General features: G+C 65.7%; 12 protein-coding genes. 7 read left to right on the top strand and 5 right to left on the bottom strand.

Going from position 1 to position 11,750, the window contains the following annotated elements; all coding sequences use genetic code 11:
* The first annotated feature begins 84 nt into the window (after window positions 1-84).
* Window positions 85-402, top strand: a complete 318-nt coding sequence (locus CSW57_RS12285) for a hypothetical protein (RefSeq protein ID WP_099382996.1) — start codon at window positions 85-87, stop codon at window positions 400-402.
* Between the two features lie 68 nt (window positions 403-470).
* On the opposite strand, the gene CSW57_RS12280 is transcribed toward CSW57_RS12285, so the two are convergent.
* Both CSW57_RS12280 and CSW57_RS12275 read right to left on the bottom strand, forming a co-directional pair.
* Window positions 471-962 carry a nuclear transport factor 2 family protein gene (locus CSW57_RS12280; RefSeq protein ID WP_099382995.1) on the bottom strand — a complete coding sequence of 164 codons (492 nt, stop codon included), beginning with the start codon at window positions 960-962 and terminating at the stop codon, window positions 471-473.
* A complete protein-coding gene (locus CSW57_RS12275) occupies window positions 955-1,470 on the bottom strand; it encodes an RNA polymerase sigma factor (protein ID WP_062794739.1) in 516 nt (171 codons plus the stop codon). The genes CSW57_RS12280 and CSW57_RS12275 overlap by 8 nt, the downstream gene beginning before the upstream one ends.
* 107 nt (window positions 1,471-1,577) lie before the next feature.
* Here CSW57_RS12275 and CSW57_RS12270 point away from each other — a divergent pair, with 107 nt between their 5' ends.
* Both CSW57_RS12270 and CSW57_RS12265 read left to right on the top strand, forming a co-directional pair.
* Window positions 1,578-3,494: a dynamin family protein gene (locus tag CSW57_RS12270; protein ID WP_189339230.1), complete on the top strand. Its 1,917-nt coding sequence runs from the start codon at window positions 1,578-1,580 to the stop codon at window positions 3,492-3,494.
* On the top strand, window positions 3,491-4,927 hold the full coding sequence (locus tag CSW57_RS12265; protein ID WP_099382993.1) for a GTPase: 1,437 nt from the start codon (window positions 3,491-3,493) through the stop codon (window positions 4,925-4,927). The genes CSW57_RS12270 and CSW57_RS12265 overlap by 4 nt, the downstream gene beginning before the upstream one ends.
* Before the next feature lie 15 nt (window positions 4,928-4,942).
* On the opposite strand, the gene CSW57_RS12260 is transcribed toward CSW57_RS12265, so the two are convergent.
* Window positions 4,943-5,602: a TetR/AcrR family transcriptional regulator gene (locus tag CSW57_RS12260; RefSeq protein ID WP_099382992.1), complete on the bottom strand. Its 660-nt coding sequence runs from the start codon at window positions 5,600-5,602 to the stop codon at window positions 4,943-4,945.
* A 146-nt stretch (window positions 5,603-5,748) separates the two neighbouring features.
* Window positions 5,749-6,852, bottom strand: coding sequence for a glycosyltransferase (locus CSW57_RS12255; protein ID WP_099383361.1), 1,104 nt, complete (start codon window positions 6,850-6,852; stop codon window positions 5,749-5,751).
* Window positions 6,853-7,202: 350 nt separating this feature from the next.
* On the opposite strand from CSW57_RS12255, the gene CSW57_RS12250 reads away from it, so the two are divergent.
* The 4 genes from CSW57_RS12250 to CSW57_RS12235 all read left to right on the top strand — a co-directional run bounded on the left by CSW57_RS12250 (window position 7,203) and on the right by CSW57_RS12235 (window position 11,184).
* Entirely contained in the window at window positions 7,203-7,907 is a 705-nt protein-coding gene (locus tag CSW57_RS12250) for an MBL fold metallo-hydrolase (protein ID WP_223249212.1), read from the top strand.
* A gap of 146 nt (window positions 7,908-8,053) precedes the next feature.
* Entirely contained in the window at window positions 8,054-8,458 is a 405-nt protein-coding gene (locus CSW57_RS24470; RefSeq protein WP_189339229.1) for a hypothetical protein, read from the top strand.
* Between the two features lie 30 nt (window positions 8,459-8,488).
* Window positions 8,489-8,869, top strand: a complete 381-nt coding sequence (locus CSW57_RS12240) for a hypothetical protein (RefSeq protein ID WP_189339228.1) — start codon at window positions 8,489-8,491, stop codon at window positions 8,867-8,869.
* 167 nt (window positions 8,870-9,036) lie between these two features.
* Window positions 9,037-11,184 carry an Hsp70 family protein gene (locus CSW57_RS12235; RefSeq protein ID WP_099382990.1) on the top strand — a complete coding sequence of 716 codons (2,148 nt, stop codon included), beginning with the start codon at window positions 9,037-9,039 and terminating at the stop codon, window positions 11,182-11,184.
* Window positions 11,185-11,278: 94 nt separating this feature from the next.
* Here CSW57_RS12235 and CSW57_RS12230 read toward each other — a convergent pair whose 3' ends face one another.
* Window positions 11,279-11,716, bottom strand: coding sequence for a hypothetical protein (locus CSW57_RS12230; protein ID WP_099382989.1), 438 nt, complete (start codon window positions 11,714-11,716; stop codon window positions 11,279-11,281).
* Window positions 11,717-11,750 lie beyond the last annotated feature (34 nt).

Genomic DNA, 11,750 nt, shown 5'->3' with positions numbered 1-11,750 from the left:
TTCCGGGGTCGGTGGCACTCCTATCACCGACCAACATGCCGCGCGCCGCCCGCGCAGCGGCACCCACGACCGAGGAGAAGTACCGTGACCAGCCCAAACGACCCGCTCAGCGACATCTTTTCGCAGATCGCCGCCGACGACGCGGTTGACCCGGCGGTCTTCGACCAGAGCCTCGAAGCCGCCTTCGACTACGACGGCGCCGGATTCGACGAATTGATTCCCGACAGCGACGACAGCGCCACCGAGGGTGATCTCGTTGCCGATGTCGATGGCGGCGATGTCGACTCCCCTGACGATGTCTTCGAGACCGACGACGCCGACATCGACGACGATGCGACCGACTTCTCCATCGGCCCCGACCTCACCGACGACTACTCCACGGACGACGACCTGACCCTGTGAACCCGATGTTGTGCCCTTCTGGCGACCAAAACCGCAGGTCGAACTCGCCATAAGGGCACAACATCGGTCTAGCGCAGGTGGTCGATCAGGACGTCAGGGTTGCCCTGCGACCACACAGTGACGATGGTGAGGCGCTTGATCCGCCAGATGTCGCCGTCGCGGACGAGCTCGGCGTCGTATTTGTTGCCCATCATCACCTGGTCGGTGGTGTGTCGTGATGGCCCTTCACCCGGGCGGAAATGCTGGGCCATCGCGTAACAGTTCAGGACGGCACGGTCACCGTCTACGCGAACCCGGAAGTTCGACAGTGCGTGCATGGTGTCCAGCGGTCCCATCGACATCAGCAACATCCCGACCACCGACTCGCGACCCTCGATCGGGGGGAATCCACTGTCCTCGTCGCCGACCCGGCTGACGTCGAACAAGACGTCGTCGGTGAATGCCGACTCGAGCAGACCTCGGTCGGCGGCGTCGAGACCGAACGCGAAGCGGTTGAGAGCATCCTCGGGGTCGGCGGTGGCGGGAATGGTGTCGATCGTGGCGGGGATTGCCTCAGGCATCTTGCAGAATCTCCAGCAGTTTGGCGCGAGCCCGGTTGATCCGGCTCTTCACAGTTTGCACGCCCACCCCCTGCTGGTCGGCTATTTCTTGATATGAGAGATCGCCGAACTCACGCAACACGATCGCCTCACGGAACTCGAGTGGCAACGCGGCCAGCGCGGTGCGAACCCGGTCGACGTCGGTCACCTGGGCATCGATTCGGGGTGCAGCCGACTCGAACTCCGGCGGACCGTCCGCGGAGGTGTCGAGACGCTTGCGGATCACCGCGAGCGCGGCGTTCGCGGCGATCCGGTACATCCAGCTGGTGAACTTCGAGTCGCCACGGAACTTGCCGATGTTCTGCCAGGCAGCGATCAGCGCGTCTTGCAAGGCGTCCTCGGCGTCGTGTCGGTTGGCGGTGATCCGTAGGCAGACGGCCCAGATCTGGTCGCGGTTGCGGGTGACGAGTTCACCGAAAGCCGCCTGGTCGCCTTCTTGACTGCGTAGTACCAGGTCACGCTCGCTCATGTCGGTCACTTGATAAATGTCGCAGACACCCAGGGATACGGCAGAGTTATCGGCAGCGAAACCGATCCATCGACTGACCCTTTTACTCGATCGAATCTGGAGTGACCGTGAACGCAGGTGCCACCGCCCACGCGGCTGAAACCCTGGCCGCTGCGACCGAGACGCTGCGCAAGTACGGACAGACGAAGGCCGCCGAGCTGGCACAAGCCCGCTTCCACGCAGCGGACTCGGCAGCTGCGGTCGTCTTCGTCGGTGAGGTGAAGCGCGGCAAGAGCACCCTGGTGAACTCGCTCATCGGCCGGGCCGACCTCGCACCCGTGGGTGTCGACATCACCACCAGCGCGAGCGTGTGGTTCTCGCCCCCCGACGACACGCTTGCGGCCGGCACCGCCCGCCTGGTCTTCGGCGATTCCGATCAGGTGATCCCGGTCGACCAGCTCCCGGAATGGGTGACGATGGGTGGCCGGCACGTGCTCGACCCCACGATCGAGGCGTTGCCCACCGAGGCTGTGGTTGCCGTCGACCCGTTGCACCTTCCCGGTCTCACCCTGGTGGACACACCGGGCGCCGGCGGCCTGGACCCACGGCACGCGCGCCTGGCACTGACCGCCGCGCGCCGCGCCGGGGCGATCGTGATGGTGTGTGACAGCGCCGCTCCCCTGACGGCACCGGAAATCGAGTTCCTCAGGACCGCTACCGAGACCTCCGGTTCGGTGGTGGTGGCGATGACGAAGATCGACAAGAACCGCCGCAACTGGCGAACCATCGCCGAGGAGAACAGGACGATAGTCCGCAGCCGACTCGGTCGCGAAGTCCGGGTGATCGGGGTGTCCGGGGTGCGCGCGCTCGCTGCGTTGACCGAATCTGCGGGCACCCGCGAGGAGATCCTCACGGCCTCGGGCATACCCGCGCTGCGGGACGCCATCACCGGCTTGCTGGACAACGCCGAGATCGCGCCGCAACTCGACGGACTGCAGGTCTGCCTCAGCGGCATGCATCGGATGAAGACCCGCCTCGACACCGAGATCGATGTGGTGCGGGGCAATTCGAGCGCACTCGACGACCTGAATGAGAAAAAGGCTCAACTCAAGGCGCTCCGCGAACACGGCACCGAGTGGGACCAGCACCTGTCTCGCGACATCACCCTCGCCCGTCAACGGGCCGTGGCCGTACTCGACGCCGATTTCAACAAGATCAAGGAGGACTGGAGCGCACGGATCAACGGCGAGGGGTGGCGCATCCTGCGCAAGCAACCACAGGTGTTCACCGCCGCCATCATGTCCGACCTGCAAGCTGCGTCGGCGCGGGCATTCGACACCTTCGCGACCTCGCTACACGACATCGTCTCCCGGCTGTTCGGCAACGACGAGCACTGGGAAGACATCATGGATACCGTTGCGAGCGCGCTGGTCGCCGAGGACATCAATTCTCCAGAGGTGCAACGGAAGTGGAAAGACGTCGTCGATCCCAGCGCCATGATGATGGGCTTCATGGGGGCGAACCTGCTCACCGGCGGAATGGTCGGCGGCGCGATCTTCGGCAGCCTCGCGATGGCGGCCGTGCTGCCGATCGGGCTCGTGGCCGGAGGTGTGTGGTTGTCGGTGAACTTGGGCTACCGCGCCATGCGCAACGGACGCCAGCACCTGATCACCTGGCTGCGGGAAACACTGTCGCTCGCCAACAAATCGACGCTGCGTGTGATCGACCGAACCGTCGCGACCGCGCGACCGGAAATCGTGGTGGCCTACCGCCGTCACCTGCGTGCCCAGACCGATGAGATCACCGAACAGATCAACGCCGGAGCCGAGGCGGCAAAGGAAGACAAGGCAACCCGAGACAAGCGGGTGCGCGGTCTGACCCGCCGTCTCACCGAGATCGTCTCTCTCATCGAACAACTGGACACCGCCATCGCCGGGCTCAAAGCCGATGCCCGACGCAGCGACGTGGACCTCGGCGACCATGTGGCTCTCGGGAAAGACCCGGTGCTCGGCACAGAGTCGGCCTCCATCGGTGACACCCCGTGAGCCGGCCCCACGAAGGGCGACGGACCCGGCCCCATGCTCTCCGTGATCAGCTCACCGCGGCGCTGGCGGAGATCGCGCGTATCGACCGTCCCCTGGCTCGCAGCACCGCCCAGATCCGCGACACCCTCTGGGCGCCACCGCGTGTGGTGGTCGTCGGGCGGGTGAAGGCCGGCAAGTCGACACTGGTCAACGCCCTGATCGGCGACCTGGTCGCCGACACCGCCGCAACCGAGTGTACGAAAGTCGTTGCGGTGTACCAGGACGGTGCGCCGGCGCGCGCCGAGGCGGTGAAGATCGGCGGCGCCCGGCACACCGTCCGGCTGGTCGACGGCAGACCCACCGAATTGGGTTGTCCGACAGATCAGGTCGCCTATCTCGACCGTTTTCTACCGAGCCGGTTGCTGCGCAACATGGTGCTGATCGACACCCCCGGGCTGGCGACCATCACCACCGGTAACGAGCAGGCCACCCGCCGCGCACTGATCGACGGGTTCGGGCAGACCCGCGACGCGTCGGTGAACGCCGACGCGGCGATCTTCCTGTTCGACGCGACGCCGCGCGCCGACGAAGTGCAATTCCTGCGCGAGCTGGGTTTCTCGGCGGTCAACACGATCGGGGCCCTGGCCAAAGCGGACACCCTGGGCGAGGGCGCATTCGGCGACGTCGATCCCATCGACGCGGCACGAGCACAGTCCGCCGTGATCGCCGAATCGATGTCGGCGAGCCTGCTGACGGTGCAGCCCGTCGCCGGATTGTTGGCGCAGACGGCGCAGACCGGCCAGTTCACCGAATCCGATGCCGACGCACTCGCGGCACTGGCCGGGCTCTCCGACACGTCGCTCGAGCTCTGGCTGGAAGCAGAGACCCCCTCCATCGGCACCGACGCCGAACGCGACAGACTGCTGGACCTGTTGGGCGAGTACGGCTTACGGCACGCCAGAAAACTCGCCCCGCGCGGCGCCCACGCGGTCAACTCATGGCTGCAGCAGCGTTCGGGCGTCGACGAGCTCCGGGCGAACATCGAACTCGATCTCACCCGGTCGGTACTCATCACGCGAGCTGTGCGGGCGTGCACCGAGATCGAGCATCTGGCGTTGACGCATCCTGCAGGCGGCCAGATCCGGTCGTACCTGCGTCAGGTTCGTCAGACCCCCCAGGCACACACCATGGCCGAGTTCAAGGCGATGCGCGCCCTGACCCGATCGGACCCTGAGTCGCCTTGGGTCGGCGAGTTACGGCAGATCCTGATCGGCTCGGGTATCGCGGGTCGGATCGGCCTGCCGCCCACCGCTGACCGCAATACCGTTGCGGCCGAGCTGGATCGACGCCTTCGCCAGGTCCATGAGGCCGGCCTCATGGGCGGGTCCGCGGCGGAGGAGCAGGCGGTGGCCGTGCTGTTGCGCACCTACTCGATGATGCGCCGCGCGATCTGACGGGACACAGACGGGTTACCCGGTCCCACGCGACGACGGAGCCAGCCACATCCCCACGATGGCATCGAGCAGATCGGCGGAGAAGTCGTCCCAGCCCAGCGACTCGTCGTCGAGCGCATCCACGAGACGTCGTTCACGCTCGGCTGTCATGTGCACCGACAACTGCCGTGCCATGTCGGCACGGAACCATCGGACCTCGGCAGGCAGCTCGGGAAGTCGACTGCCGATGCCGCGCAACGTCTCCTGGAGCGATGGTGAGGTGAGCGAATCGTTGTAGACGATGTCGCGCAAGGTGGGGTCAGTCAACACCTGCGCACTGAACCGGGCGTACCAGGTGGGGCTTCCGAGGGAGGCGAGGTGGTCGATCGGCGGCTGGATCAGACAGGCGATCCAATCCCGGACTTCGGGTGAGTCCCCCGCCTCACGGAGCAACCGTGCGCGATGCTGTTCGATGCCGACCCCGTGTTTGTGCACGATGGCGCGAACGAGGTCGGTTTTGGTGCCGAAGTGATACCCCACGGCAGCGTTGTTTCCTTGCCCGGCAGCTTCACTCACCTGCCGGTTCGAGACCGCGAACACCCCGTGCTCGGCGAAGAGCCGTTCCGCGGCGGAGAGGATCCGCTCGCGCGTCTCCTCTGCCCGCGCCGACTTGGTGCCGGTGTTGCCACTCGCCATTGGTTTCCTCGAGTCCTCGGGTGAAGGGCCGCCCGCGGGTCATCGATGAACTGCATCGCGGCGTCTTCCACCATCTACGCAGCGACCAACTAAGTCAAGTGATTGAAAACCCTGATTCGGCGACGCCTGTCCCCTTCAGCGTCCCGTCACACCGCCAGCGCAGCGAGCATCTCCCGGACCGCCCGCGGCCACCCGAAGTCTTCGGCACGCCGCCGGGCGGCCTCGCGTCGGGGGGCCTCGGGCCGGGACAACACATCACCGATGCCGTGGGCGAAACCCTCGGGCGAGTTCTCTGCCACGAACCCGCACTCTCGATCGAGGACCTCGGCGAGCGCCGACGTGGCAGAGACGACTGCCGGTGTCCCCGAGGCAAGTGATTCGAGCGCCGACAACCCGAAGGTCTCGTGCGGTCCCGGGGCCAGTGCCACATCGGCGGACGCCAGCAGCCGGGCGAGTGCCAGCTGGTCGGTGATGAACCCCGCGAATTCGACGGGCAGACCGACGGCGCGGCGCTCGAGTCGTCCTCGCATGGGCCCGTCTCCCGCGATCACCAACCGCGCGTCGACTCCGTTGTCACGCAACACACCAAGCGCGTCGATGCTCCCGTCCACGTGCTTCTCGACCGAGAGTCGGCCGCAGTGGACCAAGAGCGGCTGATCCGTCCTCGCCCACCGAGCACGAGTCCCGGCGTCACGACGATCGGGATGAAAAGTCCGCAGATCCACGCCGAGCGGTACGCGCCTGACATTGCTCGCGCCGATCCGATCGAACTCTTCGCGGGCGAACTCGGTGGTGCACACCACCGTGTCGTACGACTGCGCGGTGCGGCGGTTGGCCACGTCGGCCAGCCGTCGCGCGGCTTGCGCTGGCATCACCTGACCGAGCATGCGGTCGAGGCGTTCGTGGGAGATCATCGTGCTGGCGACATCTCGACGCCGAGCCCACTGCCCGAGCCCACGCAACGTCAACCGGTCGGACACCTCGATGGCGTCGGGTCGCATGGCGGCGGCGACATCGACCACGGGCCGCATCCGCGCCACCCGATATCCTCCGGTGAACGCAACCCTGGGAGCGGGGACGGTGATCCGCACGACTCCGGAGGCCAACTTCTCCTCGGTGTGCAGTGGTCCCGGAACGATCAGCGTCACGTCGTGCCCTGCCGCGCAGTACCCGGCCCCGAGCTGATCCACCGCAGTCCGGAGGCCCCCGGACCGGGGGCCGTAGAAGTTCGCGACCTGCACCACTCGCATCCTCGGACTGTGTCGCGAGCAGAAGTGCTCGATGCATCCGCCGATCGAACGCGAACTCAACAAATCGTGAACTCTGATCACCTCGATACAACCGGTCGGACAGGCGCCGTCGCCGGACCGCGCGTTTTGGGGCACCGTAGGCCGGGTAATCCGCCGAAAGCCGCCCGACACCACATCGGCAGGAGATGCCCGAACCATGACCTCGACAATCGAAAATCGCCAGGGCGCAATCGATTTCCTCGTCGGGTGTTCGTTCGACTCGTTGCTCGACCGTGCGCGAGACGCCCCCAAGAACCACTTCTGATCGGAGCAGCACTGTGCTGAGCAAAAATGTCGCCCCGGGCATCCACATGTTAACCTACGCCTCCACGAATCTGTATCTCGTGGAGTACGACGATCGGGTGCTGATCGTGGATTCCGGATTGCCCCGGGTGTGGCCTCACCTGATCTCAGCCCTCGACGAACTGGGCCGCAAGCCCGACTCGGTCGAGGGAATCGTGCTCACCCATGCGCATTTCGACCACGTGGGCACCGCACGTCGGGCGCAGAAGGAGTGGAATGTGCCGGTGTGGGTGCACACCGACGACGAACGGCTCGCCCGGCATCCCTACCGCTACCAGCACGAGAAGACGCGGCTGCTCTATCCACTTCGGTACCCGGCATCCATCCCCGCGCTCGGACGGATGACCATGGCCGGGGCACTGATGGTCCGGGGAGTCCTCGATCCGACTCCGATCACCACCGACCAGGCGCTACCCGGGGCGCCGGTGGTCATCCCGACGCCAGGCCACACCGTCGGTCACATCGCTCTGCACTTCCCCGACCGCGACGCCCTGATCGCCGGCGACGCACTGGTCACGCTCGATCCGTACACCGCCCAGACCGGACCACAGATCGTTGCCGGTGCCGCGACGGCAGACAGTGGTCGCGCCCTGGGTTCGGTCATAAGACTCGCCGATACGCACGCATCGGTGGTGCTGCCAGGACACGGCAAGCCCTGGAACGACGGCATCGAGGCGGCCGCCGACCTCGCCCTCTCGCGGGGTCCGCACTGAGTTCTTCTGGCTCGATCGGTCGGGCAGCGAAAACTTCCTGAAGTTTTCTCTGATCCGCCGGAACATTCACGCCACCGGGTTTCTCCTATTCACAACACAGCAAAGCCACCACGGCCTGCGCCCACCCCGCACACAAGGAGAACCCAATGTCCGACAACAGCATCCCCGAAATCGCCGAAGACGCCACCGTCCTCGAGGTCTTCGACATCGACGGCGACGGAGTCGTCGAGTCCGCACTGGTCGATGTCGACGCAGACGGCTCCGGCGACGCACTCATCCAGGATTACGACCAGAACGGCGAGCCGGAGACCATCGCCTTCGACACCGACGGCGACGAGCACTACGAGACGGCGGTCTCCGACACCGACGAGGACGGCGAGGTCGACACGGTCTTCGTCGACGAGAACGTCGACGGTGTCCACGACGTGGCGTTTGTCGACGAGAACCAGGACGGTGAGGTCGACGCCGTCTACACCCACGACATCACCACCGACGAGTGGACCGAGGTGGACCCCTCCACCGTCGAGACGCCCGACACCAGCGCTCTTTAGATCGACAAACGATCACAGGAGCTGTGAACCATGTCTGATTCGGTCCACCCCGAGCCGTCCCCGCAGGATCCCCCGGCCGAGCACAGCGGCCACTCCGACGTCGTCGAACCGCCTTACGTTGTTGAAACAGCCGACTTCGACGGAAACGGCTACTCCGAGTCCGCGCTGCTCGACACCGACGGCGACAACGTCGGCGACACGATCGTCCAGGACTTCACCGAAGACGGCGAAGCAGAGACCATCGCGTACGACACCGACGGCGACGGGTTCAGCGAGACGAGCCTGTCCGACCTCGACCAGGATGGGACGGCCGACACCGTCTTCGTCGACCTGGACCAAGACGGTGTGCACGACCTGTCGGTCACCGACTCCGATCAAAACGGCATCCCCGACGGGTTCACGGTGCTCTGACGAGCACCCGACGCCCCGCCTCGACACGGACCGCATTCGTCGGTCATTCGACAGCAGGACAAAGGCCGCCGTCAGCCCGGTGATCAACTAGGTTGACGGTGGCCGAGTCCGCTGTCCCAATCGTCATTTCCCACACTGAATCCTGAAACCGGAAGGACCCATCACCGATGTCGAACCAATGGTGGCTGGCAATCGACTTCGGCACGTCCAACACCGCGGCGGCCGCCTACGAACCCGGGCACGGCGCGCCGCAGGTGGTGCCGCTCTCGCACAACAGCGACATCATGTCGTCGTCGGTCTACGCAGACTCCTACCGCAACATCGTGGTCGGAGAGGCCGCGGTCAATCAGGCCGGCAACAACCCGGCAGCATTCATCACCCATCCCAAGCGGCACATCAACGCCGGAACCGTTCCGGTCGGCAATCTGGATCTGCCGTTGGAGAATCTCATTGCCGCCGTGCTCAATTCAGCTTTGACACGCGCGTCGGAGAGGCGCGGTGGCACAAGGCCGACGCGGTTGATCCTCACCCACCCCGTGGCGTGGTCGCCCGAGGAGATCGACATCCTCACCCGCGCTGCCGAATTGATCGGCTTCGATCGATCCGCGGTCACACTGATCTCCGAGCCACGCGCGGCGATCGCCCACTACACCAGCGCGATCGGCGATGCGGCGGACGCGGGCTCGACCACGGTCGTTGTCGTCGACTACGGCGGCGGGACATGCGATGTGGCGGTGGTGAAGCTCGGCGCGGGAGCCGCGGGCGGTGCCGGACCCATCGACCTCGTTGCCCACGACGGCAACAACGGTCTCGGTGGCAAGAACCTCGACGCGATGATCCGGCGTTGGGTGGACAGGCAACTCACCTCGCGGAACCCCGAACTGCTGGAGTACCTGCGGGGCGCCAACCTGTCCACCAAGCGAGCGGTCGACGACAACATCCGGCGGGCCAAGGAATTGCTCTCGGAGTCGCCTCGGGCCGTCATCAACATCAGCGCCGGTGGCCACGAGGCCACCCTCGAACTCACCAGGGGCGAGTTCGAACAGCTCATCTCACAGAACGTCGATGCCGTGGTGGAGTTGACCTCCCGCACACTGGCCCGTGCCGGAGCCGGCCGCGACGTCCGGATCTATCTCACCGGCGGATCATCCCGGGTGCCGCTGGTGCACCAACGACTCGGCGAGCTCGGCACCGTCGCCACACTCGACAACCCGAAGACCGTAGTGGCCCTCGGTGCCCTGGAATCCGTTGTCGGACAACAAGAGGGAACGGCGGCAGCTTCGCCCGGCGCACCGATACCACCTGTTGTCCCGGTTCCCCTGTCCAAGTCACCCGAGCCTCCCCGATCAGCCCAGTCCACCCCATCGGCCCAGCCCACTCCGGAGTTCCCGCCCACCCAGCAGGCACCGATCCCCACGGGAATCGAACCGCCGCCGTCGTGGGGTGCCCCGGCCGCGCAATCCGGTGGTTACACCCAGAACCCGTACGACGGTGCAGGAGCCGGCCCCTACGCGGCCGGACAGGCCAGTACCTACGGCCAAGAAGCTGCCTACGGACAAGCCCCGTTCGGCCAGGGGTCACCGTACGGTACTGCCGGCCAGCAGAATTCGGGCCCGTTGTACGGATCCGGCGGTGGTCAGCCCCCGTACGGCGGGGCCACGCCGGCCACGCTGCCGAATCCCAACCGCAACCGGAACATCGCCATCGCAGCAATCGCAGCCGTGGTTGTTGTCTTGGTGGTGGTCATCCTCGGCGTGGCCCTGGCGAGTTCGGGAGGCGACGACGACCCGAAAGCACAACCGGGCCAATCCTCCACAACGTCGACGACAACAACCACAACAACCACGCGGCGCACGCAGCCGACCACCGAGACCTCCACCGCGGCAACGTCGCTCGACGCCGACGATCAGGCGCTGGCTGATGCGAACACCGATCTCGTCGACATCACCACATGCGGGGAGAAGTCGCGACCGGACTACGCGTTGGCCGCAATCGTCTGCGAGCCGGCGCCCGCCGTCGTGGCTGACGGAACCGGAGCTGTTCGCGCGGAGAACATCGTCATCATCGAGTCGTCGGACTCGAACATCAAGGCGATAGCCGACAGGGAGTACTCCGAAGGCAACTCGTCGGAGATGTTCTCCCGTCCATTCGATGGCGGCACCACATATGCGTACTTCGCCGCGATGGACAACGGCGGGACCGGCTACTTCGTGTACTCCGAAGCCAACTCGACCGTGACCTGGTGGGTGACCACCAGTCCTGATCAGGCGGCTTTCACCGCGTGGCTGCAGTCGGCCGGCATCTGTATCTGCTGAGTCGGCCAAAGCCCGGTACGAGTCCAACAATAAGCAGTTCGCCCGTCGGCTTTGCCGGCGGGCGAACTGCTTGTTCAAGAAGAAATAGGTGGGTTCAGTCGACTTCCTGGAACAGCGAGTCGCCGTCGTCGGGGAACGCCTGACCCTGTCCCTGCACTCGCGAACTACCGTCGTGAACGATCAGACCGTCGTCGGTCTCCAGTTCCTGCACTCCGTCGGCGAGGACATTGTCGTCGGGTCCCTGATCATCGATCACCTCGTCGACCAGCTTCTCGGTCAGTTCGTCGTCGGGCGCGGCTGCGACTGGCACTTCCGGCTGTTCCTCGGGCTGCACGTCCGGGACCTCTTCGGCGATGCGCTCGTCAAGGGACTCGCCTTCGCGTTCCTCACTGTGCGTGGTGCCGAATTTGTCCGCTTCCGCCCAGTGCTCTGGGGGATCGACGACGTCGTCGTCACCATGATTCTTGAGGTCGTCGGAGTCAAGGCTCTCGCTTGGGCTCAGGGTGTCGCCAGGACCGTCTTCAATACTCATGGACACCGGATGCCCGTTTGCGCGACTGCCGAAA

Source organism: Williamsia muralis (assembly GCF_002735905.1).
Taxonomy (GTDB): Bacteria; Actinomycetota; Actinomycetes; order Mycobacteriales; family Mycobacteriaceae; genus Williamsia; species Williamsia muralis_A.
Note: the sequence above shows the minus strand (reverse complement) of the source record. Positions and strands in the feature narration are given on the sequence as shown.